At 61.9% G+C, this 25,965-nt stretch carries 20 protein-coding genes; 5 read left to right on the top strand and 15 right to left on the bottom strand.

The annotated features are described in order from the left end of the window. Positions 1-12 precede the first annotated feature (12 nt). The 9 genes from P3T20_RS19050 to P3T20_RS19010 form a co-directional block, all read right to left on the bottom strand. Positions 13-1,026, bottom strand: coding sequence for a type II secretion system F family protein (locus P3T20_RS19050; RefSeq protein ID WP_074266104.1), 1,014 nt, complete (start codon positions 1,024-1,026; stop codon positions 13-15). Further along, positions 1,026-2,036, bottom strand: coding sequence for a type II secretion system F family protein (locus P3T20_RS19045; RefSeq protein ID WP_429287543.1), 1,011 nt, complete (start codon positions 2,034-2,036; stop codon positions 1,026-1,028). The genes P3T20_RS19050 and P3T20_RS19045 overlap by 1 nt, the downstream gene beginning before the upstream one ends. Beyond that, positions 2,029-3,393 carry a CpaF family protein gene (locus P3T20_RS19040; RefSeq protein WP_074264962.1) on the bottom strand — a complete coding sequence of 455 codons (1,365 nt, stop codon included), beginning with the start codon at positions 3,391-3,393 and terminating at the stop codon, positions 2,029-2,031. The genes P3T20_RS19045 and P3T20_RS19040 overlap by 8 nt, the downstream gene beginning before the upstream one ends. A 3-nt stretch (positions 3,394-3,396) precedes the next feature. Continuing rightward, the gene (locus P3T20_RS19035) at positions 3,397-4,638 is read right to left on the bottom strand and encodes a fimbrial protein (RefSeq protein ID WP_074264963.1); all 1,242 of its coding nucleotides are present in this window, start codon (positions 4,636-4,638) and stop codon (positions 3,397-3,399) included. A 147-nt stretch (positions 4,639-4,785) separates the two neighbouring features. Then, positions 4,786-6,240 (bottom strand): type II and III secretion system protein family protein, encoded by a 1,455-nt coding sequence (locus P3T20_RS19030; protein WP_074264964.1) that lies wholly within the window; start codon positions 6,238-6,240, stop codon positions 4,786-4,788. 40 nt (positions 6,241-6,280) lie between these two features. After that, the gene (gene cpaB / locus P3T20_RS19025; protein WP_074264965.1) at positions 6,281-7,225 is read right to left on the bottom strand and encodes a Flp pilus assembly protein CpaB; all 945 of its coding nucleotides are present in this window, start codon (positions 7,223-7,225) and stop codon (positions 6,281-6,283) included. Between the two features lie 91 nt (positions 7,226-7,316). After that, positions 7,317-7,814, bottom strand: a complete 498-nt coding sequence (locus P3T20_RS19020; protein ID WP_143787520.1) for a TadE family protein — start codon at positions 7,812-7,814, stop codon at positions 7,317-7,319. Then, positions 7,811-8,308, bottom strand: coding sequence for an A24 family peptidase (locus P3T20_RS19015; protein WP_074264967.1), 498 nt, complete (start codon positions 8,306-8,308; stop codon positions 7,811-7,813). Before P3T20_RS19015 ends, P3T20_RS19020 begins: the two co-directional genes overlap by 4 nt. Positions 8,309-8,457: 149 nt before the next feature. Next, complete coding sequence (locus P3T20_RS19010; RefSeq protein ID WP_074264968.1) at positions 8,458-8,619, bottom strand: Flp family type IVb pilin; 162 nt, start codon at positions 8,617-8,619, stop codon at positions 8,458-8,460. Between the two features lie 653 nt (positions 8,620-9,272). Here P3T20_RS19010 and P3T20_RS19005 point away from each other — a divergent pair. The 4 genes from P3T20_RS19005 to P3T20_RS18990 all read left to right on the top strand — a co-directional run bounded on the left by P3T20_RS19005 (position 9,273) and on the right by P3T20_RS18990 (position 14,965). Continuing rightward, a complete protein-coding gene (locus P3T20_RS19005; RefSeq protein ID WP_074264969.1) occupies positions 9,273-10,781 on the top strand; it encodes a collagen-like triple helix repeat-containing protein in 1,509 nt (502 codons plus the stop codon). A 136-nt stretch (positions 10,782-10,917) separates the two neighbouring features. Then, positions 10,918-12,348 (top strand): collagen-like triple helix repeat-containing protein, encoded by a 1,431-nt coding sequence (locus tag P3T20_RS19000; RefSeq protein ID WP_429287542.1) that lies wholly within the window; start codon positions 10,918-10,920, stop codon positions 12,346-12,348. A gap of 224 nt (positions 12,349-12,572) precedes the next feature. Next, positions 12,573-14,273 carry a ShlB/FhaC/HecB family hemolysin secretion/activation protein gene (locus P3T20_RS18995; RefSeq protein ID WP_074264971.1) on the top strand — a complete coding sequence of 567 codons (1,701 nt, stop codon included), beginning with the start codon at positions 12,573-12,575 and terminating at the stop codon, positions 14,271-14,273. Positions 14,274-14,479: 206 nt separating this feature from the next. Next, positions 14,480-14,965 (top strand): DUF2147 domain-containing protein, encoded by a 486-nt coding sequence (locus P3T20_RS18990; RefSeq protein ID WP_074264972.1) that lies wholly within the window; start codon positions 14,480-14,482, stop codon positions 14,963-14,965. 144 nt (positions 14,966-15,109) lie between these two features. Here P3T20_RS18990 and P3T20_RS18985 read toward each other — a convergent pair whose 3' ends face one another. From P3T20_RS18985 to typA, 6 genes are all read right to left on the bottom strand, one after another. Next, positions 15,110-15,565: a transposase gene (locus P3T20_RS18985; RefSeq protein WP_074264973.1), complete on the bottom strand. Its 456-nt coding sequence runs from the start codon at positions 15,563-15,565 to the stop codon at positions 15,110-15,112. A gap of 204 nt (positions 15,566-15,769) precedes the next feature. After that, positions 15,770-16,867 (bottom strand): cell division protein ZapE, encoded by a 1,098-nt coding sequence (zapE, locus tag P3T20_RS18980; protein WP_074264974.1) that lies wholly within the window; start codon positions 16,865-16,867, stop codon positions 15,770-15,772. 92 nt (positions 16,868-16,959) lie between these two features. Next, a complete protein-coding gene (gene lpdA, locus P3T20_RS18975; protein WP_074264975.1) occupies positions 16,960-18,390 on the bottom strand; it encodes a dihydrolipoyl dehydrogenase in 1,431 nt (476 codons plus the stop codon). Between the two features lie 151 nt (positions 18,391-18,541). Beyond that, complete coding sequence (gene odhB / locus P3T20_RS18970) at positions 18,542-19,828, bottom strand: 2-oxoglutarate dehydrogenase complex dihydrolipoyllysine-residue succinyltransferase (protein WP_074264976.1); 1,287 nt, start codon at positions 19,826-19,828, stop codon at positions 18,542-18,544. 123 nt (positions 19,829-19,951) lie between these two features. Next, on the bottom strand, positions 19,952-22,813 hold the full coding sequence (locus P3T20_RS18965; protein ID WP_074264977.1) for a 2-oxoglutarate dehydrogenase E1 component: 2,862 nt from the start codon (positions 22,811-22,813) through the stop codon (positions 19,952-19,954). A 404-nt stretch (positions 22,814-23,217) separates the two neighbouring features. Beyond that, positions 23,218-25,044, bottom strand: a complete 1,827-nt coding sequence (typA, locus tag P3T20_RS18960; RefSeq protein WP_074264978.1) for a translational GTPase TypA — start codon at positions 25,042-25,044, stop codon at positions 23,218-23,220. Between the two features lie 386 nt (positions 25,045-25,430). Between typA and P3T20_RS18955 the strand changes: the two genes are divergently transcribed. Further along, a complete protein-coding gene (locus tag P3T20_RS18955) occupies positions 25,431-25,952 on the top strand; it encodes a MarR family winged helix-turn-helix transcriptional regulator (RefSeq protein WP_074264979.1) in 522 nt (173 codons plus the stop codon). Positions 25,953-25,965: the final 13 nt, after the last annotated feature.

Here is a 25,965-nt window from a genome sequence, read left to right as displayed (position 1 = left end):
CCATTTCATTACCTACCGTTTCGCCGTACCTAGCGAGTGAGTGACGGACAGCACGCCTGGCCCAGCGGTCACGATCAGGAGCGCCGGCAGCAGCGTCATGATCATTACACCCGTCATCTTCACTGCGAGACGTCCGATCCTCTCGCGTAGCATCGCGCGGCGGGTTTCACGCAGGCGTTCGCCAAATTGCTTTAACGGTTCCTGTACCGCACCGCCATGGCGATCCACCTGAATCAGCAAGCGCACGATGGCGCGCAAATCTTCGTTCCCATAGCTCGATGCGAGTCGCTGCAGCGACTGTTCACGTGTGCGGCCCGTTGCGAACTGGCGCTGGGCAATCTCCAGTTCGCTCGACAGTACTGGCAGGACGCCACGGAAATCACCGACCATCACCTGCAGACTCTGATCGATCGACAATCCAACCCCTTGAAGCAAACGCAGCAGGTCCACCAGCATCGGCAGTTCGTCAATCACGCCGCGCCGCCGCGCGGCCGCGCGCCGCTGAATAAAAAACTTCGGCAGCATGAAGCCGACAATTGCCGCGCAACCCACCAGAGCAACGTAGCGCCGGCCGTCGAGATAACCGCTTGCGAGCACGCCGCAAAGCAGAGGCAAGACGACCGCACAACCGATTCGTGCGATCAGGAACAATCCGCGTGCTCGCGTATCCACGAAGCCGCATTGTTCGAGCATGCGCCGGTCTTCATCGGCGACCAGTTGTCGTCCCAGCGGCGTATCGAGCCAGCGGATGCCGGTGTGCGCGAATCGTTCCAGCAAGGCCCGCAGTCCACCGACGCGGATGGACTTCGGCGCGTCCGCGGCTGTGCTTGAGACTGCGTCAGAACGGCGCGCGGCGCTCGCGGCAGCGAGTGCTGCGCTTTGCACAGCGTGTTGATCGAGCGCGTGCGCCAATGTGCGCTCGCTGCGGCGCGCCGCCGCCAGCCTCGCTAGCAATAGTCCGGCGATCAACAGGAACGCAAAAGCGACGAGCGCCAGTGCAAGCGCAGCGACAAGGTTGACTTGCATCATGTCCCCGGCAACCGCGTCAGGCGGTAAAGTACATACGCACCGACGATCTGTAGTCCGAACGCGAGGTATACCAGCTGTCGCCCGCTCGCATCGAACCACATCGCGCCAAAATAGCGCGGATTGGTCAACATCAGAAAACCACCAATGCCAACCGGCAGCAAAGCAAGAATCCAGGCTGACAAGCGTGTTTCCGCAGACATCGCGGCCAGTTCTCGCCCGGCTTGCTCGAGGTCGCGCATGAAAGACGCCATGCGATCCAGCATGACATCGGCACGACCACCGTACTTCACCGAGAGGCGCAACACGGCGCCGACCAGTTCGAGTTCACGAGCGCCGTACAGCACCGCCGCCTGCGACAACGCACGGTCGATCTCGATGCCGCTGCGCAACATCCGGGAAACGTGATCGAGACAGTCACGCAGCGGCGCTTCGGTGATCTGCATCGCTCCCTGGAACGCCGCCGGCACGCTGTTGCCCAGCGTAATCAGACGCACAATGCCATCCAGAAACGACGGCAATTGCTGCACTATCTTCTGACGGCGCTTCTGGGTTCTCACGGACACGATGAATGTGACGAAACACACGCACGCGAGCAGCATCACCGCCGCAGCCAGTGCCCCGCCCTCGCGCGCCGCCCAGACGCATAACCATAACGAGACCGCCGCCACGATGATTACCAGCGTGCGGGCATGCGAAATGCCCGCGCGGTTCATTGCGTTGTCGACGAGAAAGCGTAGCCGCGCCTTCAGATAAGCCAGTTGCTCGCGCGTGCCGGAACCTGCCTCGGGCGCATGCGGCATCACACCGCCATGTACCGCCGACGCCTGGCGCACGGACGCCACTCGCGGACGCTGGACGTTCACGGGCGCCGTCGGCGCCATCCGGCTGTCGATGAAGCGCTCGGTGCTGACCTGCTCATCGCGTCGTGCCCCACGCTGCCACAACAGCAGCGCACCGGCCGCGCATAACAGCGCGATCGCCGCGAAGAGCATGGTGGCGCTAGACATTGAAGCCCCCGCCAAAACCACCGCCACTGCCGCCAAAACCGCTGAACCGGCCGGATGGTTCAGGCGAGCCACCCAGCGCCTGTCTGAAGCGCACCAGCTTCGGCGAATGCGGATGGATGCCGAGCGAAGTCCAGTTATCGATCTCTTCGCCATCCTGAGCGGTTATCGGCTCGTAGCGATACAGCTCCTGAGTGGCGATGATGTTGTCGGACAGACCCGTTACTTCGGTAACCGAAAGAATCCGTCGACGCCCGTTCGAGAGGCGGCCGATCTGCACGATAAAGTCGATCGCATTGGCGATCTGCCGGCGCAGGCTCGACTCGGTGCCCTGAAAGCCCGCAAAACCCGCCAGCATTTCGAGCCGGTACAGACACTCGCGAGGCGAGCTCGCGTGCACCGTGCCCATCGAGCCGTCGTGGCCCGTGTTCATCGCCTGCAGCATTTCGAGCACCTCGCCGCCGCGCACTTCGCCGACGATGATGCGGTCCGGACGCATCCGCAAGGTGTTACGCAGCAGGTCGCGAATCGACACCACGCCGGCGCCATCGAAGCCTCCCGGGCGGCTTTCGAGCCGCACCACATGCGGATGGTTCAGCGAGAGCTCTGCCGTGTCCTCGATCGTCACCACGCGCTCTGCTTCGGGAATGTGGAAGGCGAGCGCGTTGAGCAGCGAAGTCTTGCCCGAGCTCGTGCCGCCCGACACCAGCACGTTGCAGCGCGCGGCCACTGCCGCTTCGAGCAGCGCACCGATTTCCGGACTGTATGTGCCGTTGCCGAGCAGATCGTCGGGACGCAGCGGGTCCTTGCGGAATTTGCGGATCGAGACGATCGGCCCATCGATCGAAAGCGGTTCGATCACGACGTTCACGCGCCCGCCGTTGGGCAGGCGCGCGTCGACCATCGGATTCGATTCGTCGAGACGCCGCCCGATCGGCGCAAGAATGCGCCGCACGATGCGAAGCAGATGGGCGTTGTCGGCAAAGCGCACCGGGATTTTCGTCAGGATGCCGTGGCGCGACACATACACGTCGTTGTAGCCGTTGATCAGGATGTCTTCGACCGCTGCGTCGTTGAGCAGGTCCTCGATCGGGCCGAAGCCCGCGAGTTCCTTGGTCAGCGCTTCGGCAATCAGCCGCACCTCGCTCTCGTTGATCGGAATCCGGCGCAGCCGTACGAAGCTGTCCATTTCCAGATCGACGAACTGGTTAATCGCATTGCGCGACCAACGGCCGAACTCCGCGCCGAGTTCCTCGATACGCGTAAGCAGATGTTCGTGCGCCGCGTTCTTGATGTCCTGGAACTGCTGGCTATGCGCAAATGAAGGCGCGTCGTCGGCAAATTCGATGTCTTTAGCCATCGTCTATGACCGCTTGTTTGAGGTTGGAATGAAGCGCTTGAGCGCACCGAGTGCCGACTTGCCACGTGCCTGCGCTGCCGCTTTCGCCTCACCGCCGAGCCGCTCGACGAGCGGTTCGAGCGCGCGCACATACGGGTCGCGGGCGGATGCGTCGACTAGCAGATGTCCCTGATTGACCGACTGCCCGAGCGCCACGCGGCGCTCCGGCAAGGTACCGAGCAAGGGGATGTCGAGACGTTGCGCGATCTGCGTAGCCGAGAGGCCGAGATCCGGATCGAACTTGTTGACAAGCAGGTGCACCTGACTGACGTCCACGCCTTCTTCGCGCAACGCGTCGAGTACACCGACCGCCGAGACGATCGACGCCACGCCTTGATCGCAGAGCAGCCAGGTTTCATCCGCGGCCTGCACGACGTGTGCGATGAACTCGCTGTTGGTGAAGCCGCCCAGGTCGATGATCTGCTGGTCGAAGAACGCGCGCAGGCGGTTCAGAAGACTGATCGAACTCGAGTACGACACTTCGCGCATGTCGGTCAGGTTCGGCGGCAGCGACGTGAGTGCAAGACCGCTCGGATGATGCGATAGCGCCGTGTGGACGAAGGTCTGATCGAAGCGGCGCAGATTGCGCACGGCATCGACGAAATTGAATTCGCTGCGCGTGTTGAGCAGCAGCGAGCCGTCGCCGGCTGGCAGGCCCAGGTCGAATAACGCGGTCTGCCGCCCCTGCGCGGCGTCGCGCCGGTGCAGCAAGGCGGAGAGGTTGGCTGCGAGCGTGCTGACGCCCATGCCGACTCGTGCGCCGAGCAGGACCGTCACATGGCCATGCCGGCTGACCGGCTCGACCAGGTTGTCGAGCACCTGGCGCGTGATGCGCAACGCGTCTTCCGCGGGCGCCGACAGATCGATGAAATCGCGCACGCCCACGCGCAGCGCAGCGAGCGCACCCTCAGGTTCGCCAAGCGAGCCCACGGCGACAATCTGCAGCCCCGGATAGGCCGCCCGCGCCGCACTGGTCGCGGCGCTTGCGGCGGCAGCGCGGCCGCCCGAAAAATCGACAAAAACCACCGACGGATTGAGCGTCGCGATGCGTTGCGTGAGCATCGACGGGTCGAGCGACACCCGTTCGACCGCACCCGCCGCCACGAGGGTATCGGTCAACCATTGGACGTGCTCGTCGGCCAGCGATGCGAACACGAAATAATCGGTGATCACCCGTTCAGTCAATGAATGCGTTCTCGCGTTCATGTTGGACATCCTTTTACGGCATCGGCCAGACAGCGGCCGATTCGTACTGCGCACTGCCACGGTTGAACGGCAACGACATACCGCCCTGCTCGTCCTTCCGGTTCGTCACATCGCACGGCACGCACCGCGCGACGCTTCGAACCACGTTCACTTCGAGAACCCCGGCGCCGCGTCCGGCGACGCCACACCGCCCAGCAACGCACGCCAGACCGGCCCGTCGCGCTGCTCCGACAGCTCGCCGGGCGTCGATGGGAGTGCCGCTCCTTTCGCGATCGGCGAGACCAGATGCGGGGTCACGATAATCACCAGCTCCTCGTCGTTCTGCGAGTAGCTCATGTTCTTGAAGAACGCGCCGATGATCGGCAGATCGCCGAGCAACGGCACTTTCGACACATTCGAGACCGTCTGGCGATCGATCAGGCCACCGATCACAAAGCTCTCACCGTCCCCCAGTTCCACCGTGGTATCCGCGCGCCGCGTCGTGATGGCCGGCACCGAGACGCTGTCGATCGTGATCGCGTTCGTAAAGTCCAGCGCACTCGCTTCCGGGGCCACCTTCAATGCGATCCGGTCGGGGCTCAGGACAGTCGGCGTCAACGTCAGGCCGACACCATACGGCTTGTATTCGATCGACACGGTCCCAAGTCCTTGCGGCACCGGAACGGGAATCTCGCCGCCCGCAAGAAAGCTCGCGCTCTGGCCTGACAAGGCGACGAGCGTCGGCTCCGCAAGCACGCGCGCAAGGTTGTTGCTCTCCATCAGACTCAGGTCGGCGCCGATACCGTGCGTGACCGAGTTGAACACCAGATTGAAGGCCGATGAGATCGGCGTGGTCGAGTTGAACGAAGGTGACGAGCCGAACGTTGCCGATGTCAGCGACGACGGAGCAAACGAGCCAAACGTGAAGCCGTTGTTCTGCTTCAGGATGTTCAGACCGATCTCCTTGAGCACAGATCGGCTGAATTCGACCACCCGTACATCGACCTGCACGACCGAGCGCGTCGCTACCGTCGAAGCGTCTACCACGTTCGCACCACCTCCGCCCGCTGCGCCAGCAGCAGATCCGCCGCCCCTGCCGTAGCTGCTGCCCTTGCCTCCCGCGCCCGCGTCGGCCCCGCCGTTCAGGCCACTGCCGAGAGACGCAGCACGAGCGCGCGCTTCGGCTTCAGCGACCGCAACCGCGCGCTGATGTTGTTCCATCGACGCAGCCGAACCGGAAATCACCGCCGTATCACCCGACGTCTTCACGTTCGGCGAGCCGGGCCCCAACAGCGCGCCCGATGCCGTCGTGCTCACGTTGACCGTGTAGGTCATTGGCGCGTCCTGGTTGCGCTCCCACAACATTACGTTGGTGGTGCCTGGAGACTTACCGATCAGCAGCACGCCCCCGCGCTTGTCGCCTTTGATGATCAGCACGTCCGCCACGCTCGGGTCGCCGATCGCGATCCTCTGCAAACTGTGGCCAAGCGCCAGCGACTGCTGCGAGCCCACTGTGATATCGACTGTCCGCGCGCCGTTCTCCGCATGACCAGCCGGCGATATGACAAGCGACGCCGCGCAGAGCCACGCCGCGATCCCACCTGCAAAAATCCGTTTTTTCATATTCTTATGGACGCGACTGGCCGCCCGCTCCCTGAAACCTTTATCGGGCGACCGTTTCGGCACGCCCACCCCGAATGACCTCAATATTGTCGACCGGCGCGGCGGCGACCCGCGTAACCGGGCGGGCAATGTGCGGCGCAGCTTGTGGTCGCGCTGCTACGTTGCCCCCGGCGCCGGACAATTCATCGAGCGCCACGCCCGCTGCAGCGCGCGTGGAATCCTGTGTCGCATCCCCGGCTGGCGCATTGGCGGAGATTTTCACCACACCTGTGGGCGGCGCAAAAGCATTCGGATCGACTACTTCGTCATCCTTCGGATTGCGTAGTGCGAAGATGAGACGTCCGGAGGTTTCGGCCAGCGAAAGTTCGTCGATATCGGCGACCGGTACCGCAAGTACTGCTGTGCGCACCATGCCGTTCGCGTCGCCCGGGTTGTCGGCTCCCGGCGTCGCGTTGCCGAATGCGAGCACACGCACCTTCGACATCAGGAGTCGTGCCTGGCTCCGGTCGATTTCAGCACCACTGCCATTGCCGTTACCCGCATTGCTGTCACGCTTCAGCGTGAAGAACACGTCGACGAAATTGCCTGGTCGCAGGCGGTTGCCAACTGCGTTGCTTTCATCGACGCGCACCGCTACCGCGCGCTGCCCCGGGTCGATCCGCTCGGCAAGTCCCGACGACAGCTGAGCTTCGAGTACCGGCGACTCAGGACCGATATCCGACGTCGGCACACGTCCGGCCAGCATCGACGGATCGACGAACGCTCCATTCGGATTGATCGGCAGCGACTGGACGCGCAACGCATCGACGGTGATTGGCTTGCCAGCGGGCAGCACACGCGTCGCCACTACGACGGGGAACGTCGCTTGTGCGGTCTGCACAACCGGATGCGATACAGGCCGGCGTGACAGGGTCCACGCAAAAATGCCGAGCAGCAGTGCGAGCGCAATCAGGACACCTGCCAGGATTCGAGTCAGATTCGGCATGAGGAGCCGCCTGATTGTTCGGGTTCGAACCCGCCTGAGCGCAGCTCAGGCAGCCGAGACGAGACCGGAAAGGAAAGAGCGAACGCGTACATCACAGTATGTTTTCCGGGTTGAGTTGCACCATCGCACTGCTTACCAATGAAGCAGGCAACACAAAGCCTGTCAGCGGCAAATTTGGCACGAGCGGATTGTCTGCGTAGTCGTAGGTGAGCGTCACGTTGACACAATCCATCGTTGCGTCATAACTACATGTCGTCCCGCTTGACACACACTTCGCCTTGCTGATCAATGACGCGACCATATTGCTTGCCGCGGTGCATGCTGCGGCCGTACGCGCAGCAAGCGCGTTGGCCGTGCTGGTGGCCGTCTGGTAGTTCAGCGCGGCGCGTGCGCCCTCTTCCGCCGCCAAGGTCAGGTTCTGCTGCGCGACGAAGATCAGGCTGAACGTGACGATGCCGTAAAGAATCACGAAGAACAGCGGAAAAATCATCGCAAACTCCACCGCAGCGGTACCACCTTCACGGCGCGAGCGCAATTGTGCCCTTCGCACATCGGAGCGGGAATTCGGTTTATCAGTTATCCTTTTCATTTCACGCTCACAGCGAGCGCCTGCAAACCCATCCAGGCGATGGCCGGCACCGTCAGGCAGGCCGCATATGGCGTAGCACGCTTGCCGCCCAACTCGAAGGTCGGCTCGCCCACGCGGCCTATCGCGGCAAGCCCGGTGCGGGTAGTGATCAGCAACCAGACCGCATGACAAGCCGCCATCAAGCTCGCGGCGATCCACAGTCCAAGCAGCGCATGCATGCCACACCAGGCACCGAGCACCGCAAAAACCTTTACGTCGGCAGCGCCCATCACGCCCAGCGCGAAGAAGGGCAACAGCGCGCACAGGCCAACGAGCGCACCGAGTGCCGCTTGGGTAATCGAGATATTGAATGGACCATGATCGAGCACCGCGCACGCCAATGCTGCTACCAATCCGGCAACGACGAGCGCATTCGAGACGCGGCGACTGCGGCAATCGCATACGGCAACGACTGCACCCCAGACGGCGAACAAGAAATCGCTGAGCAGATTCATATGGGACTCGACGGGCGTGACAAGCCGATGCGGGCTGCAATCGCAACCCGCATCTGTCAAATTGGCAATGCTCTTAAGAAGCGCGCGAAGTCACCCGGCCCGCAAGCCGACACGCGCTTATAGGAACTGCTGCCACCGACCCCTACGAATTAGAGAGCCGCGACAATGTCACCGAACACGGTCGCTAACTTGCTCTCGACGCTGTTCAAGCTGGTGACAAGTACAACCGCGATCAATCCGGCGATGAGTGCATACTCAATCGCCGTAACCCCGTTGTTTTCTCTCAGGAATTTCGTTGTGAACTTTTTCATTTTCGCCCTCGGAACTTCAGTATATCGTTTGTATTCACGCTGCACGTGATGAAGGTCCGGTCAGTGCCGTGGCCGATGATTCTCTCGTTCATCGACACCGGGTCTTTTGCACTGCCACACCATTTTCATCGCAGCCGGCTTCAAAGGATCAGGTTTCGTTTGGCCGTCTGTTCGATATCGCACCTCCCTCGTCAAACTTCGATGCTCCTGGCTTTTATAGCGTACCAATCGTATTAAAGCAATTGTCCGTTGCGCGCTTGGTACTATTTTGTTTTAAGCCGGGTGTCCATCTAGATTAACGGCACTTCGTGCGTTGCAGCACATAGGACTAACCATAGGTTAGATTCGCTGCACTAAATATCTGTTTGAACAGGTCGTTTCAAGCAACGTCACTGCTCTCACGTTACGCATCCCACCGTAACGTCGAATCCGGATCGTTACGTTACGCGAGTTCCGAAACCGATTTACTAAAGCGCGCATCCCGCGTCATTTCGATTCGACAAACACTCCATCAACCACAAGCAAGCCCGCGCTGCGCCTTGCTCGCAGCGATTAAAACAAAAGGCCCCACGCATTATGCAGTTGAAATGGCACGGCTGTTGCAGAGGTAGGCACGCAGCACTACCCAACAACACATGCGATCCGAGGGCGACATGAACATTCAAACGAACAACATCACGGTACGGGCAACATTAATCGCGGCAACGGTGGCAGCCATGCTGTCATTGAGCGCCTGCGGGGGCTCGGGAACCTTGAGTACGGGGACGGGGAGCAGCGGTAGCGGCAGTGCCGGGGGCACACTGTCGACGACCAGCGGCAGCGGTTCAACGGGGGCAAACGGTTCAGGTTCGGACACAGGCGCAGCTGGCGGTTCGGGCTCGGCGAGCACGGGAACAGGAACGACCGGTACGGGCAGTGGCTCGAGCACCACGACCGCACAGGCGAACGCACTCGGGACGGTGGCCGGCAACGCAGGCAACGTCGTCAGCAGCGTGGGCTCCACGGTCTCGGGCATCGGCTCGGTGATCGGTTCGCAATCGATCCCAGGCGTCAGCTCGTCAACGACGCAATCGGCCGGCGGCATCGTCGAGAACGTGGGTGCAGCCGTCTCGACACTCGGCAATGGTGTCACCGAGGGTCTTGGTCAACTCGGCACCGGCGGCAACGCGGTCGGCACAACCGTGTCGAGCCTGGGCGGTGTGGTCGGCAATGTCGGCGGTGCGGTCACCAGCACCGGCAATCTCGTGACGAGCCTGGGCAGCGGCCCGCTCGCTCCGCTCGCAGCCGTTACGTCACCGCTCGGCGGTGTGATCGATACCCTCGGCGGCGCTGTCACCAACGGCGGCAGCACGCTGACAACGGCGCTCTCGACGGGTCCGGTCGAGCAGGTCACGCAAACGCTCAGCACGGCAATCACACCGATCACCACAATGGTTGCGTCCACAACCCAAACGGTCGGCACGGCAACCGGTCTCGGCGCGCCGCTCAATGGCCTGCTGTCGACGATCGGTGGCGGGCTCGGCAAGGCCGGCACGCTGCTCGCCGCGACCGGCGGTAACCCGATCACCACGGGCCTCGGCAACGTCGTGACCAGCACCGGCACTACGGTCTCTTCGGTAGGCGGTCTGTTGACGGGCGGCACCACGAATCCGCTGGCACCGCTCACCGGTTTGCTCGGTGGGCTGGGTTCGGCCGCCGGCGGCACGACCGGCAGCGGTCCGCTCGCTCCGTTGACAGGCTTGCTCGGCGGTCTGGGTTCAGCCGCAGGTGGCACCACCGGCAGCGGTCCGCTTGCCCCCATCACCGGCCTGCTTGGCAACATCACCGGCGCCGCAGGCGGCACGTCGGGCAGCAACCCGCTCGCGCCTGTCACGACGCTCGTCTCGAGCCTCACGGGTTCCTTGAGCAGCGCGACCGGCGGCAGCAGCAGCCCGCTTGCGCCGGTCACGGGTCTGCTGACGACTGTCACCAGCACGCTCACCACCGCCACCACGACCGCCACTACGGCGGCCAACAGCACGACCAAGAGCGTTACCACCACCGCATCGAACAGCCCGATCGGCGGCCTGAGCTCGACGACCGGCAGTGGCACGACGGGCAACCTGCTGTCGCCTGTGACGTCGCTCGTCGGCAGCCTGCTCGGCGGCGTGACCAAGAAGTAATCGATAACCCGGTACGCAGGTGGTCGCAAAAGCGCGGACACCTGCTTCGACTGAGCTGAGCGGCGCCGCTCGGAAATAGTTGCACAGGCGCGCGGAGACCATCCAGCAGGACCCTAAAGAGATCGAGGAGCACCCCATGTCCACAGCACGTTTTTTTGTTTCCGATGCGGCCCGCGTGAGGTTGTCGATGCTGCGCGTACCGCTCACCGCAGTCGCAGTCGCATGCCTGCTCGCCGCTTGCGGCGGCAGCGACGTCACCGCCCCGCCAACCTCCAGCAACGGTGGCGGTAGCGGCGCAGGCGGCACGACGACAACCACCGGTTCGGGTGGCGGCAGCACCAGCACGGGCGGCGGCACGACGACCACGACCGGTTCGACCGGCACTGCAGGGACCGTGACGACCGCAGCCAAAACCGTCAACGACCTCGGCAATACGATCTCGTCGCAGTCGATTCCCGGTGTGAGCTCGCAGGTGACGCAGGGCCTGGGCAACACCGTGTCGGCCGCGAGCAATCCGCTGACGGCACTTGCCAACGCGGTCAGCACCGGCGTCGGCCAGACCGGCTCGATTGCGAATCCGGTCGGCACGACGGTCGCCGGACTCGGGTCGGTGGTCTCCTCGACGAGCGGAGTCGTGCAGGGCTTGAGCACGACGGTCGGCGGCCTCGGTACTGGCACGCTCGCACCGCTAGCGCCGGTCACGACGCCACTTGCCAGCACGCTGACCACCGTCGCCAACGCGCTCAATGCAGGCGGCACGACGCTCGGCAACACGCTGTCGTCAGCACCTGTGCAACAGATCACGCAACCGGTCAGCACCGCCATCACGCCGCTCGTGCAGACCGCGGGCATCCTGACGCAGACAGTAGGCACGACGACCAGTCTGGGCGCGCCGGTGTCGGGCGTGCTGGCGCAAGTTGGCGGTGCGCTCGGCACGGCCGGTTCGAAGGTCGCCTCGACGACACAGAATCCGCTTGGCACCGACGTGGGTAACCTGGTCGGCTCGCTCGGCAATACCGTCACCAATGCGGGTGGTCTTGTCAATCCGAATGGCCCGAATGGCGCAGCGCCGATTCCCGGTCTGATCACGAGCCTCGTCGGCAGCACCACGGTGGTCGTGGCGAATGGGCCGCCGACCGGCGCCGCCGCCAACGGTCTGCTCGGACCGTTGAACGCGACGCTGACCAGCCTCGGGCTCGGCACGAGTCCGCTCAGCTCGGTGACGTCGCTGCTCGGCAACACGCCGCTATCCGCGCTCTCAGGCGCGACTGCCGGCACGCCGCTGGCATCGGTCACCGGCTTGCTCGGCAATCTGCCGCTGGGTTCGGTCACATCGGCACTGGGCGGCGCAACGAGCAGCTCCAACCCGCTCGGAGCAGTCACCGGTGTGCTGGGGACCGCCACCAGCGCTACCAGCACGACGCTGGCCGGCTCGCTGTTGGCGCCGGTCACGGGCCTGCTCACAACAGTAACCGGCGCACTCGGTTCGGCGACAGGCGCTGCGAGCAGCTCGACGGGCGGCACTACTTCGCTGCTGAGCGGATTGCTCCCCGCGCAACATAAGTAGTCCGCAGCACCGATGACACGCCCGCCTCTCGCGGTCGCACCATGCAATGGAAATAGCACTTCGTACAGGCAGTTCGCATGAGTCACGTGCTCCGCATCGCACGGAGCACGTGGCATAACACGCGCAGGCATGGCAGTATGCGCGAAGCAACACACAGGCGTCCACGATCAGCCAGGCCAGGCAGTGGGTTCGCTCAATAAGAAAGACATACGAGGGAAGATCCGATGAAACTCGGGTACAGCAGATGGACACTCCTGCTCGCGGTCATGGCCGCGAGCGCGGTGCAGGCGCAATCGCGCCCGGCAGTCGGCAGCAACCCCGTGGGGGGTAATCCGATGGAGTCGATACCGCAAATCAACGCGCCCGACAAAGGGCCCAACGTCACGTTGCAGGTGCAACAGCAGGCGCCGCAATTGCAGGCGTTGCTCGCAACCCACCTGACGCCCACCAAGTTTCAGGTCGAAGGCGTGAAATCGATTTCGTTCGATGAAGTCGCGCGACGCTTCACTCCGCTCGTCGGCAAGGACATCACCATCGGCGATCTGATCCAGGTTGCCGACGGCGTCACCAAGCTGTATCAGGCGCGCGGCTATGCGTTGTCGTTCGCTTTCGTGCCGGCGCAGACTTTCGAAAACGGCGTGGTGCGCGTGACGGTCGTGGAAGGTTATGTGTCGGAGGTGAAGATCACCGGCAATCCCGGCAACGAGGAAGACAAGATCCGCGCGATCGCGGAACACATCCGCGCCGACCGGCCTCTGCGGCACGCCACGTTCGAGCGCTACATCAACGTGCTGGGCCTGCTGCCGGGCATCAAGGTCGCCGCCAACGTGCCGGCCCCGCAGAATACCGACGGCGCCACCACGCTCGAGCTGAAAGTCGAACACCACCCGGTCAACGTCAGTACCGGGATCGCCACCACTCAACCCGGCGTGCAGGGGCTGCTGACTGCGACCGAGAACGGCCTGACCTCGCTTGGCGAGCAATTGAGCGTCTCGGCGCTGCTGCCCAAAGGCCCCAACAATGTGACTTACCTCGCCGCTCATCTTGCGGTGCCGATCGGCAGCGACGGCCTGACGGGGAAGATCGATGCAACGCATTACCGCGGCAATCCGACGGACAATCCCGGCCTGCCCGGCTACGTGCAGCGCACCGTGATCAACGACAAGATCGGCGGCTCGCTCTCGTATCCGCTGCTGCTGAGCAACAGTCAGAGCTTGATGGGCACCGTATCGACGTACGCGTCGCACGACGAAGACGACTATCACAACACGATCAACGGCGCGCAGATCGGGCTGCGCTCGCAAATCCGCGTACTGCAGTTGCAGGCCGACTACACAAGCGTGGCGACAGGCCAGGTGCGCAAGGCGAGCGTCAATGTCGGGCAGGCGTTCAACATCCTGGGCGCCTCGAAGGCTGGTGACTCGAACATACCGGGGCTGGTGGAAACCAATCCCGTGTCGCTGACCTTTACGCGCTTCGGCGCGAGCTTCTCGCAAACCAATGAATGGCCGCTCAAGATCGGTACGGCGGTGGCGATGACAAGCCAGTACAGTCCCGACTCGCTGCCCACGTCGGAACAGATCTCGTTTGGCGCGCAGCATTTCGCGCAAGGCTACGAGCCGGGTGAAGCATCGGGAGATTCAGGCTGGGGAGCATCGGTCGAGATCAATCGTGGCTTCACGCCAGGCTTCACCTATCTGCAGTCGTTCACGCCGTATATATCGTTCGACATGGCGCGTGTGTATCTGCATTCGGGCACGCCGTCGCCGTCGAAGCTCTCGTCGGTCTCGTTCGGCTTCCGCATCTCCGATTCAAAGTACTACACGCTCGACCTCTCGGTGGGCAAGGCGCTCGGCGATGCTCCAGTGGAAAGCCCGTCGCGCAGCCCGCGTATCAACGCCACGTTCTCGTATTCGCTGAATTGAGCGATGCGGCGATTCAGGGTGCAGCGGGTGCACTTGGCGGGCCTGAGCCGCCGTTTTGATTAGAGGGTCCACTATCAAACGGCGGGCGCACTTTCACGTATTCTGCGCTGACCAGGACCGAAGCAATCAGCAGGCATCTTACCGCCTGCCCTGTCAATAACGCCGCGCGACCACGATCGCGCCGACTTTTATCAAGGAGGAAGACAATGACGCTATTCACCCAACGCACTCGCACCATCGTGACGCGCACCGCCAGACACGCAGCCCTCGCCGGTGTGCTGCTCGCCAGCGCCGTCACCGCAATGGCGCAAGCCGACAGTCCGATCGGCACGTGGCAAACCATCGACGATCACACGGGCCAGCCTAAAGCGCTCGTACAGATCACCCAGGAAAGCGACGGTGCGCTGGATGGCAAAGTCATCAAGGGACTCGGCCCGAACGATCAGCCCGATCGCCGCTGCACGGCGTGCACGGATGATCGTAAAGACCAGTTGATTCTCGGCATGACGATCATCCACGACATGAAGAAAGTTGATGACGGCTGGGATGGCGGTCAGATTCTCGACCCCGAAAACGGCAAGGTCTACAAGTGCAAGATGCACCTGGAAGACGGTGGACAGAAACTGGTGGTGCGGGGATATATTGGGGTGTCGCTGCTGGGCCGATCGCAAACCTGGATTCGCCAGCAATAAGGCTTATCAGATCACTGCATGCGAGGCAAGCGAACGCGCCACACCGCCATGCACTCAAACTTCGCAGTCCAATGAAAAAACCGGCCGACGATCTTTTCGTGCGGCCGGTTTTTTTGATTAAGCAGATTCAATTGGTTGGACTCGTCATGCAGCGCGCTTGTAGGATCCTGCGATACCGAATACCGAAGGCAGCGCCGGTTGAGAGCCTGCCTGACCGTAGAGCGCGGGGCGTGCCGGCACCATAGGTACCGCTTCGGCACGTGCAGCCTTTTCTTCGGGGCTCACGTGGATACGCATCCGCGTCTCCATCATGCTGCACAACTCACCGGCCGCTTCGCCGAACAACTCGTCCATCACACGCTTGAGGACGCCTGATTCATGCCAGGCCTTAAAACGGCGGTGGCACGTTTGATACGACGGGTATTTGCGCGGCATGGCGGACCAGGTGGCGCCGCTGTACATCACCCACAACACGCCATTCAGCACGGAGCGCGTGTTGGCGAGCGGGCGGCCACGCAGTTCGGAGCGCGGGCGCAGTTCGGGAAGCAACGGTGTCACACGTTGCCATTCTTCATCGTTGATATCGCGGTAGGGTGTCATGGATCTCTCCTTCGTCAAAATCTATGACTAAGAAGATATCCGCTCGCCTCTGGACGGAATATAAGACCAATCCGAATCTTGAAAATACGACTCGGGGCCGCCGGGGAAGTCGGCCGGCAGAGCACGCTCTATCGGAAATACAGCGCGCGTCTGTAGGAACCGGCGCCGAATCTTAAGAATCGCTGGGGTGTGTTCAGGTATCGCTCAGGTCAGCGATGTATCGACAATCCGGCGCGGCGCATCGAGATATTCCTTCGACTGCATCTCGACGATACGAGAGACCGTGCGGGCAAATTCGTTAGCCATCGGGCCATCCGTGTACAACTGCTCGGGCGCTACCGCGGCGGACATCAGCAGCTTGACCTTGTGGTCGTAGAACACGTCGATCAGCCACGTGAAGCGCCGCGCTTCCGAGGCCATGCGCGCGCTCATCTGCGGTACGCCCGAGAGGATTACCGCGTGAAAGCGGCTCGCCAGTTCCAGATAGTCGTTCTGTGAACGCGGACCGCCGCAGAGCGTTGCAAAGTCGAACCAGACCACACCATCTGCACGTCGCAACGCTTTGAGCTCGCGCTTTTCGATGCGCAGAATCGGGCTTTCGTCGGGCACGGCGGCCAGACGCGCGAAAGCGTCGCGCAGCGCCTTGTCCGAGGCCGCGCCTAGCGGCGTGTGATACACCTCGACCTGGGCCAGGGTACGCTGCCGGTAGTCGACGCCCGCGTCGACGTTGATCACATCGAGCTTGGCTTTAATCAGTTCGATCGCGGGCAGCATGCGGTCTCGATGCAAGCCGTCCGGATACAGCAGATCTGGGTCGTAGTTGGACGTCATCACGAACTGCACGCGGTTCTCGAACAGCTTGTCGAGCAGACGGTACAGGATCATCGCGTCAGCGATGTCGGAGACGTGGAATTCGTCGAAACAGATCAGGCGGTAGCGCTTGCCGATGCGGCGCGCCAGTTCGTCGAGCGGATCGGCCTGGCCTTTCAGCTCCTCGAGTTCACGGTGCACTTCGCGCATGAACTCGTGAAAGTGCAAACGCGTCTTGCGCTGCACCGGCACGACCGTAAAAAAGCTGTCCATCAGGAAGCTCTTGCCGCGCCCCACCCCGCCCCACATATAGACGCCGCGCGGCAGATCAGGGTGAATCAGCAGTTTCGTGAAAGCGTTCGAGCGGCGTGACTTGTACTCGACCCACTCTTCGTAGCACCGCTGCAGACGGTCCACGGCCGCGCGTTGCGCCGGGTCCGATTGATAACCCCGGGTCTGCAGTTCTTTTTCGTAGTATTCGGTGACGTTCATTTTCTGGCTGCAAAAAAGAAGGCGGGAGGGATTGAACCCGCCCGCCTTCGTCGTGATGCAAAGGTGCTGCGATCAGTCAGGCGTGCGCGTGATTACATGTTCAGCGCGCGCTTGTCGACGGCCAATGCCGCTTCGCGCATTACTTCGGACAACGACGGGTGCGGATGGCAAATGCGGCCGATGTCTTCCGACGCCGCCTTGAATTCCATCGCCACCACGGCTTCCGCGATCAGGTCCGATGCGTTGGCCGAGATGATGTGCACGCCGAGCAGTTCGTCGGTCTTCGCGTCGGCGATCATCTTGACGAAACCATCCGCCTTGTTGATGCCAAGCGCGCGGCCGTTGGCCATGAACGGGAACTGGCCGGTCTTGATCTCGCGGCCTTCCGCCTTCAGCGCCTGTTCCGTCTTGCCGACCCACGCGATTTCCGGTTCGGTGTAGATCACCCACGGAATGCAGTTGTAGTCGATATGCGGCTTCTGACCGTCGATAATCTCGGCCACCAGCACACCTTCGTCTTCAGCCTTGTGCGCGAGCATCGGGCCACGCACCACGTCGCCGATCGCGTAGACGTTCGGCACTGCGGTTGCGCAGTGATCGTCCACGTCGATGAAACCACGTTCGTTGGCCTTCAGGCCGATCGCTTCGAGACCGAGGTTGTCGGTGTTCGGCACGCGGCCGATCGACACGATCAGGCGGTCCGCTTCCAGCTTCTGCGCGTTGCCGTCCTTGTCCGTGTAGTTCAGCGTGACGCTGTTATCAGTCGTCGTGACTTCGCCGACCTTCACGCCCACGTGAATATCCAGACCTTGCTTCTTGAACTGCTTGGCCGCTTCCTTCGCGAGTGCCTGGTCAGCCGCGCCGAGGAATTCCGGCAGCGCTTCGAGCACCGTTACGTCAGAACCCAGACGACGCCACACCGAACCCAATTCCAGACCGATCACGCCGGCGCCGATTACGGCCAGCTTCTTCGGCACGGAGTCGAAGCTCAACGCGCCTTCATTGTCGGCGACGATCTTGTTGTCGACCGGGATGTTCGGCAGATGACGCGCCTTCGAACCCGTAGCGATGATCACGTTCTTTGCCGTGACCGTTTCCGTCTCGCCTTCGCCGCTCACTTCGATCTGCACGCCAGCGTCCGTCTTGCCGGTGAACTTGCCATGGCCCTTCAGCCAGGTGATCTTGTTCTTGCGGAACAGGAATTCGATGCCCTTGGTCATCTTCTCGACGATGCCTTCCTTGCGGGCCAGCATCTTCGTGATATCGACCGAGACGTTTTCCACGCTGATACCGTGGTCCGCGAGGTGATGCGATGCGTTTTCAAACTCTTCCGACGACGCGAGCAGCGCCTTTGACGGAATGCAACCCACGTTCAGGCACGTGCCGCCGAGCTTCAGCGCGCCGGCCGGGTTCTTCCACTTCTCGATACAGGCCACGCTCTTGCCGAGCTGCGCAGCGCGGATAGCTGCGATATAGCCGCCGGGACCGGCACCGATCACGACGACGTCAAATTCTTTGGACATGACAATCCTTTTGATGACGGGACGACACGCTGCCACGCTTCGAGGCGCGCGCGTTCCAGTACTGCGGAATGCTAAAGACGTGCTGCTTGCGCTTTACTTATATGGCGCCGACTCGTGCGATCACAAGCCGGCGCCCATGCCGTCGCGCTGCTTACAGGTCGAGCAGCAGGCGCGCCGGGTCTTCCAGCGCATCCTTCATGGCGACCAGCGACAGCACTGCTTCGCGGCCGTCGATGATGCGGTGGTCGTACGACAGCGCCAGGTAGTTCATCGGGCGGATCACGATCTGGCCGTTTTCGACCACAGCGCGTTCCTTGGTGGCGTGCACGCCCAGAATTGCTGACTGCGGCGGATTGATAATCGGCGTCGAGAGCATCGAGCCGAACACACCGCCGTTCGAGATCGAGAACGTACCACCGGTCATTTCTTCGATCGACAGCTTGCCGTCCTTCGCCTTCTGGCCGAATTCCGCAATCTTCTTTTCGATGTCAGCGAGGCTCAGCTGATCTGCGTTGCGCAGGATCGGCACCACCAAGCCGCGCGGCGAACCGACCGCGATACCGATGTCGAAGTAGCCGTGATAGACGATGTCGTTACCGTCGATCGACGCGTTCACCAGCGGGAACTTCTTCAGCGCGTGAACCGCCGCCTTCACGAAGAACGACATGAAGCCGAGCTTCACGCCATGTTCCTTCTCGAAGCGATCCTTGTACTTGTTGCGCAGGTCCATCACCGGCGCCATGTTCACTTCGTTGAACGTCGTGAGGATGGCGTTGGTTTGCTGCGACTCGAGCAGACGCTCGGCGATACGCGCACGCAGACGCGACATCGGCACGCGCTGTTCCGGGCGATCCTTGAGCCATGCTTCGGCGGAGGCCGGAGCCTTCACGTCCGGCAGCGACGGCTTGGCAGCCTTCGGTGCAGCGGCCGGAGCCGGTGCCGGGGCGGCCTTGGCAGCCGGAGCGCCAGCGGTCAGGACATCACCCTTGGTGATGCGGCCGTCGCGGCCCGTGCCCGACACGTCGCCTGCGCCCAGACCCTTCTCGGCCATCAGCTTGCCGGCGGCCGGCGATGCTGCGGTGTTTGCACCCGTTGCGGATGCAGCTTGAGCGGCCGGAGCAGGCGCTGCGGCGGGAGCCGGTGCGGCTTGCGGAGCCGGCTTCACTTCGGCTTCGACGGCAGCGGCGCCAGCCTTGCCTTCCGTGTCGATCTTCGCGATCACCTGATCAGCGGTGACGGTATCGCCGTCGTTGGCGATGACCTGTGCGAGCACGCCAGCCGAGGGGGCCGGCACTTCCAGCACGACCTTGTCGGTCTCGATTTCGATGAGGATCTCGTCTTGCGCGACAGCCTCGCCGGGTTTCTTCTTCCACTGCAGCATGGTGGCTTCCGAAACCGACTCCGAAAGCTGGGGAACTTTGACTTCTACAATAGCCATTATGATTTTCCTGAATACGTATCTGGTGACAACGAACCGTCTGCGAACCCTGTTCTGCGGCGTATCAGCCGTCAGATGCGGCGCGGGAAAGCGCACTGCGCTTCCCCGGTTCGGTTCAATAAGTTATTTAGCGATCGACGCGCTCTTCAGACGGCCGAATGCACCTTCGACCAGCGCCTTCTGCTGCTCGTAATGCTTCGCGTAGTACCCAACTGCAGGCGATGCCGAAGCCGGACGGCCGCTGTACGCCAGCTTCTGTCCGTCCTTCATGCCTTCCTTCAGGTGATGCTCGATGTAGAACCACGGGCCTTGATTCTGCGGCTCGTCCTGCACCCAGACCACTTCGGTCGCATTGTCGTACTTCTTCATTTCCGCTTCGAACTGCTTGTGCGCGAACGGATAGAGCTGTTCGATACGGATGATCGCGACGTCGTTCGCCTTCGCTTCGCGGCGATGAGCGAGCAGGTCGTAGTACACGCGGCCCGAGCAGACCACGACGCGCTTGACCTTCTTCGCTTCGATGGCTTCGTCGATTTCGCCGAGGATCGGCTGGAACGCACCCTTCGCCAGTTCGGACAGATCCGACACGGCTTCCTTGTGACGCAGCAGCGACTTCGGCGTAGCGACGATCAGCGGCTTGCGGAACAGGCGGATCATCTGACGGCGCAGCAGGTGGAAAATCTGCGCCGGCGTGGTCGGCTGAACGACCTGCATGTTGTGGTCTGCGCACAGTTGCAGGAAACGTTCGATACGGGTCGACGAGTGCTCCGGACCCTGGCCTTCGTAGCCGTGCGGCAGCAGCATCGTGAGACCGGAAACACGGCCCCACTTCACTTCGCCCGACGAGATGAACTGGTCGATCACGACTTGCGCGCCGTTCACGAAGTCGCCGAACTGCGCTTCCCATGCGACGAACGTGTTCGGTTCAGCGGTCGAATAGCCGTATTCGAAGCCGAGTACCGCTTCTTCCGACAGCACCGAGTCGATCACCGTGAACTTCGCCTGACCTTCGGCGATGTTCTGCAGCGGCACGTACGTGCCGTCGTTCCAGCGTTCGCGATTCTGATCGTGCAGCACCGCATGACGGTGCGTGAACGTGCCGCGGCCCGAGTCCTGACCGGTCAGACGCACAGCGTAGCCCGATGCGACCAGCGACGCGAAGGCCAGATGTTCGCCCATGCCCCAGTCGAGCTTCGCTTCGCCACGGCCCATCGCGCGACGGTCGTTGATGACGCGTTCGACGAGCGGGTGAACCTTGAAGTTTTCCGGCACCGTGGTGATGCGCTCAGCGAGGCGCTTCAGTTCAGCCAGCGGCACTGCGGTATCCGCTGCGTCGGTCCACTTGCGATTCAGGAACGGCACCCAGTCCACCGCGTACTTGCTCTTGTAATTCGAGAGCACCGGGTCGACCGTGTGATGACCTTCGTCCATCGCCTTGCGGTAGGCCTTGACGAATTCGTCGGCTTCTTCCGCGGTGATCACGCCTTGTTGCACGAGCTTTTCGGCGTACAGCGCGCGCGTGCCCGGGTGCTTCGCAATCGTCTTGTACATCAGCGGCTGGGTGACAGCCGGCGTGTCCTGCTCGTTGTGGCCCAGCTTGCGGAAGCAGACGATGTCGACCACGACGTCTTTATGGAACTGCATCCGGAAGTCGATGGCGATCTGCGTAGCCAGCACCACCGCTTCGGGATCGTCACCGTTCACGTGCAGCACCGGTGCTTCGATCATCTTGACGACGTCCGAGCAGTACAGCGTCGAGCGCGAGTCGCGCGGATCCGACGTGGTGAAGCCGATCTGGTTGTTGATGACGATGTGCAGCGTGCCGTGCGTGCCGTAACCACGCGTTTGCGCGAGGTTCAGCGTTTCCATCACGACGCCCTGACCTGCGAAAGCCGCGTCGCCGTGAATCTGCACCGGCAGCACTTGCAGGCCGCTGTCGTCGCCGCGACGGTCCATCCGTGCCTTGGCCGAGCCTTCGACCACCGGGTTGACGATTTCAAGGTGCGACGGGTTGAACGCGAGCGAGAGGTGAACCGGGCCGCCTTCGGTCGAAACGTCCGACGAGAAGCCCTTGTGGTACTTGACGTCGCCAGCCGGCAGATCGTCGACGTGCTTGCCTTCGAACTCGGCAAACAGGTCAGCCGGCATCTTGCCGAGCGTATTGACCAGCACGTTCAGACGGCCGCGGTGGGCCATGCCGATGACGATTTCCTGCACGCCGCGGGCACCGCCGTGACGCACGACTTCGTCCATCGAGGCGATAAAGCTTTCGCCGCCTTCGAGCGAGAAACGCTTCTGGCCGACGTACTTGGTGTGCAGGAAGCGCTCGAGCCCTTCAGAGGCGGTCAAGCGATTCAGAATGTGTTTCTTCTTCTCGTTGGAGAAGTTCGGCGTCGAACGGATCGATTCGAGCTTTTCTTTCCACCAGCGCTTCTGTTCCGGATCGCTGAGGTACATGTACTCGGCGCCGATCGTGCCGCAGTACGTGTCGCGCAGTGCCTTGACGATCTCACGCAGCGATGCGCGTTCAAACCCGAAGTACAGGTTAGTTGCGCTGAACTCCTGGTCCATGTCGGCTTCAGTGAAGTCGTAGAACGCGGGTTCAAGTTCGGGGATCGCGGGACGTTCGCGGCGCTTCAGCGGGTCGAGGTTGGCCCATTGCGTGCCGAGGAAGCGGTACGCGCCGATAAGGGACTGCACGTAGACTTGCTTGCGCGCGGTAGCGAGGTCTTCGCCGCCAGTTGCGGTGCGCGGGATGAAGGCGTTCGCCTTGGCCCGTTGTGCAAATGATTCGACGATCGGGCCATGGGCCACGTCGTTGGCATTGCTGCCATCCGATGCAGGAACGTTCTGCAACGCGTCGAAATACACACGCCAGTTCTCGGGCACTGACGCCGGATTATCGAGATACGCTTCGTACATTTCTTCTACGTACGGAGCATTGCCGCCGAACAGATAGGAGTTCGACTGGAATTGCTTCATCATTTTTACGCTCACCTTTCTTCGAGTTTCTCGAGAAATAGCGGGTTACCGAAACCTTCCGCGACACGGCCTGACCGTTTGGCGGATTGCGCGAATCAAGTCTTGCTTGGAAGGACCTTAACTTGCATCCGCGGAAGCATATCACATAACAGATACTGCAGATAGCAGACGCACTGGCGCAGAACCCTTTCCTGACGGGCTTTTGCGGACATTTTCGGGATACACAACAGTGTCCTGCAATTTACCGTAACGACAAACAACACTTGATCGCGCCATAAACGGCAAAAGCCACCCGAGGGTGGCTTTTGCATTGCATCAATTGACCGACTATTGATCTGCTATTGGCCGGCATTAGCCGGCATTGACCCGCTATTGCCGGGCCAACACAGGCCCTCGGCCCTGCTGCTTTAGTCCACTGCGCCCTTACGGCTGGCGCTGCGGCGCTCGTGTTCCTTCAGGTAACGCTTGCGCAGACGAATGGATTGCGGCGTGACTTCGACCAGCTCGTCGTCGTCGATGAATTCCACCGCGTATTCCAGCGACATCTGGATCGGCGGCACGAGGCGCACGGCTTCGTCGGTGCCCGACGAACGCACGTTGGTCAACTGCTTGCCCTTGATCGGGTTGACGACCAGGTCGTTGTCGCGGCTGTGAATGCCGATGATCATGCCTTCATACAGCGGCTCACCCGGCGACACGAACATGCGGCCGCGATCCTGCAGCTTCCACAGTGCATAAGCAACCGCAGCACCGTCGTCCTGCGAAATCAGCACGCCATTGCGACGCTCGCCGACGCCGCCTTCCTTGACCGGCTGATACGAATCGAACGTATGGCTCATCAGGCCCGTGCCGCGCGTGAGCGTCAGGAATTCGCCCTGGAAGCCGATCAGACCACGCGCCGAAATACGGTACTCGAGACGCGTACGGCCACGGCCGTCCGACGCCATGTCGAGCATTTCGCCCTTGCGGCGGCCCAGTTCTTCCATCACGCCACCCTGGTGGGCATCTTCCATGTCGACGGTCAGGTTTTCGTACGGCTCGTGCTTCACGCCGTCCACTTCCGTCATCACCACGCGCGGACGCGACACGGCGAGTTCGTAACCTTCACGACGCATGTTTTCCACGAGAATGGTCAAGTGCAGTTCGCCCCGGCCCATCACCTCAAACGTGGTTTCGTCGCCGGTTTCATTCACACGCAACGCCACGTTGTGGTTCAGTTCCTTGAACAGACGATCGCGAATCTGACGGCTCGTCACAAACTTTCCTTCGCGGCCAGCCAGCGGCGACGAATTGACGAGGAAGTTCATCGTCAGCGTCGGCTCGTCGACCGTGATCATCGGCAGCGCTTCCGGTTGTTCCGGCGAGCAGATGGTCACGCCAATGCCGATTTCTTCGATACCGTTGATCAGCACGATGTCGCCGGCTTCAGCCGACTCCACCTGCACGCGCTCAAGACCCTTGAACGACAGCACCTGGTTGATCTTGCGGTTCAGGATCGCGCCGTCCGGACCCGAGCGCACGGTAACCTGCATACCCGGCTTGATACGGCCACGCGTGATGCGGCCCACACCGATACGGCCCACGTACGACGAATAGTCGAGCGACGTGATCTGCAGTTGCAGCGGACCTTCCGGATCGGCCGGGCGAACCGGAACGTGTTCCAGCACGGCGTCGAACAGCGGGCGCATGTCGCCCGAACGCACGTCCGGGGTCAAACCGGCATAACCATTGAGACCCGACGCATAGACGATCGGGAAATCGAGCTGTTCATCTGTTGCGCCAAGCTTGTCGAACAGATCGAACGTCTGGTTGATCACCCAGTCGATCCGCGCGCCCGGACGGTCAACCTTGTTGACCACCACGATCGGCTTGAGGCCGAGCGCCAGCGCCTTCTTCGTGACGAAGCGCGTTTGCGGCATCGGACCTTCCACGGCATCGACCAGCAGCAGCACCGAGTCGACCATCGACAGCACGCGCTCCACTTCACCGCCGAAGTCGGCGTGGCCCGGCGTGTCGACGATGTTGATGTGGGTGCCTTCGTACTCGACCGCGCAGTTCTTCGACAGGATCGTGATGCCACGTTCCTTTTCGATGTCGTTCGAGTCCATCACACGCTCGACCATCTGCTGGTTGTCGCGGAAAGTGGCGGTCTGACGGAGGAGCTGGTCGACGAGCGTAGTCTTGCCGTGGTCGACGTGGGCAATAATGGCGATGTTGCGTAGGGCGCGGGTCATAGGAACCTGGGGACAGTTGAGTGCGCCAGCAGCAGCATTGTGTACAAAGCCAACAAAGCCCAAAGCGCACTTTTGGGAACCCAAAATTATAGCACGCGCAAGTTAAGGTTTTCTGGTATTCCCTTAGTTGCAACGCGCGCATGGGCCGTACGACTTCCATGCTGCCGACGGCCGGCCTCATATTTCCTTACATCGCATTTCGCGAATCGCGCAGCCACAACGCCTTAATCGATGGCCCTCGCGCGCAGGATTGTCCTCCATTACCGCCGATCTTTTAAGCGCTTGAGACGCCAGAGATCGTTGCCTAAGCTGTAATAACGCTTGCCGAGTCAATTAACGACAATTTATAATCCTGCATAGTCAACCATTGCAGTCGCATGAGAATCATGACCGATCAGATCCCCACGCCGCCGCCGGAAATCAGTTCCTATCAGCTCGGCGAAAGCGTCGGCTACCTGATTTCCCGCGTGAGATCGACCATGTCGAACGAGATCACGCAGCGCACCATGGCCGAACTCGGCATCACCAGCCAGCAAGGCAGCATCCTGTTCATGGTGGCCAGCGGCAAGTGTCTGCTGGCGGCGGAACTGGCCCGCGAATACGGCATCGATGCAAGCGCAGTCACGCGTCTGGTCGACCGGCTCGAAAAACGCGACCTGCTCACCCGGGTTCGCAGCAGTGAAGACCGGCGCGTCGTGCGGCTCGCGCTAACACCGGAAGGCCAAAGCGTGGCCGCCCGCATGCCGGCGATTTTCAACAGCGTCGTGGATGGCTTTCTGGCGGGCTTTACAGCCGAGGAAGTCGGTTTCCTGAAGAGCATGCTGCGCCGCGTGCTGATCAATAGCGGTTGTGATCTAACGGGCATAACCCGTGACGTAGCAAGCAATTCTGACGTCAAATCGTCATAAGCTGGTTGCACTG

The sequence above is a fragment of the Paraburkholderia sp. GAS206C genome, assembly GCF_050435645.1.
In the GTDB taxonomy this organism is placed as follows: Bacteria; Pseudomonadota; Gammaproteobacteria; order Burkholderiales; family Burkholderiaceae; genus Paraburkholderia; species Paraburkholderia phenazinium_B.
This window is presented reverse-complemented; position numbering and strand designations above follow the sequence as displayed.

Coding starts and splice junctions, on each gene's coding strand:
- P3T20_RS19050 (WP_074266104.1), bottom strand. CDS start 1,026: ATGCAAGTCAACCTTGTCGCTGCGCTTGCACTGGCGCTCGTCGCTTTT.
- P3T20_RS19045 (WP_429287543.1), bottom strand. CDS start 2,036: ATGTCTAGCGCCACCATGCTCTTCGCGGCGATCGCGCTGTTATGCGCG.
- P3T20_RS19040 (WP_074264962.1), bottom strand. CDS start 3,393: ATGGCTAAAGACATCGAATTTGCCGACGACGCGCCTTCATTTGCGCAT.
- P3T20_RS19035 (WP_074264963.1), bottom strand. CDS start 4,638: ATGAACGCGAGAACGCATTCATTGACTGAACGGGTGATCACCGATTAT.
- P3T20_RS19030 (WP_074264964.1), bottom strand. CDS start 6,240: ATGAAAAAACGGATTTTTGCAGGTGGGATCGCGGCGTGGCTCTGCGCG.
- cpaB (WP_074264965.1), bottom strand. CDS start 7,225: ATGCCGAATCTGACTCGAATCCTGGCAGGTGTCCTGATTGCGCTCGCA.
- P3T20_RS19020 (WP_143787520.1), bottom strand. CDS start 7,814: ATGAAAAGGATAACTGATAAACCGAATTCCCGCTCCGATGTGCGAAGG.
- P3T20_RS19015 (WP_074264967.1), bottom strand. CDS start 8,308: ATGAATCTGCTCAGCGATTTCTTGTTCGCCGTCTGGGGTGCAGTCGTT.
- P3T20_RS19010 (WP_074264968.1), bottom strand. CDS start 8,619: ATGAAAAAGTTCACAACGAAATTCCTGAGAGAAAACAACGGGGTTACG.
- P3T20_RS19005 (WP_074264969.1), top strand. CDS start 9,273: ATGAACATTCAAACGAACAACATCACGGTACGGGCAACATTAATCGCG.
- P3T20_RS19000 (WP_429287542.1), top strand. CDS start 10,918: ATGTCCACAGCACGTTTTTTTGTTTCCGATGCGGCCCGCGTGAGGTTG.
- P3T20_RS18995 (WP_074264971.1), top strand. CDS start 12,573: ATGAAACTCGGGTACAGCAGATGGACACTCCTGCTCGCGGTCATGGCC.
- P3T20_RS18990 (WP_074264972.1), top strand. CDS start 14,480: ATGACGCTATTCACCCAACGCACTCGCACCATCGTGACGCGCACCGCC.
- P3T20_RS18985 (WP_074264973.1), bottom strand. CDS start 15,565: ATGACACCCTACCGCGATATCAACGATGAAGAATGGCAACGTGTGACA.
- zapE (WP_074264974.1), bottom strand. CDS start 16,867: ATGAACGTCACCGAATACTACGAAAAAGAACTGCAGACCCGGGGTTAT.
- lpdA (WP_074264975.1), bottom strand. CDS start 18,390: ATGTCCAAAGAATTTGACGTCGTCGTGATCGGTGCCGGTCCCGGCGGC.
- odhB (WP_074264976.1), bottom strand. CDS start 19,828: ATGGCTATTGTAGAAGTCAAAGTTCCCCAGCTTTCGGAGTCGGTTTCG.
- P3T20_RS18965 (WP_074264977.1), bottom strand. CDS start 22,813: ATGATGAAGCAATTCCAGTCGAACTCCTATCTGTTCGGCGGCAATGCT.
- typA (WP_074264978.1), bottom strand. CDS start 25,044: ATGACCCGCGCCCTACGCAACATCGCCATTATTGCCCACGTCGACCAC.
- P3T20_RS18955 (WP_074264979.1), top strand. CDS start 25,431: ATGACCGATCAGATCCCCACGCCGCCGCCGGAAATCAGTTCCTATCAG.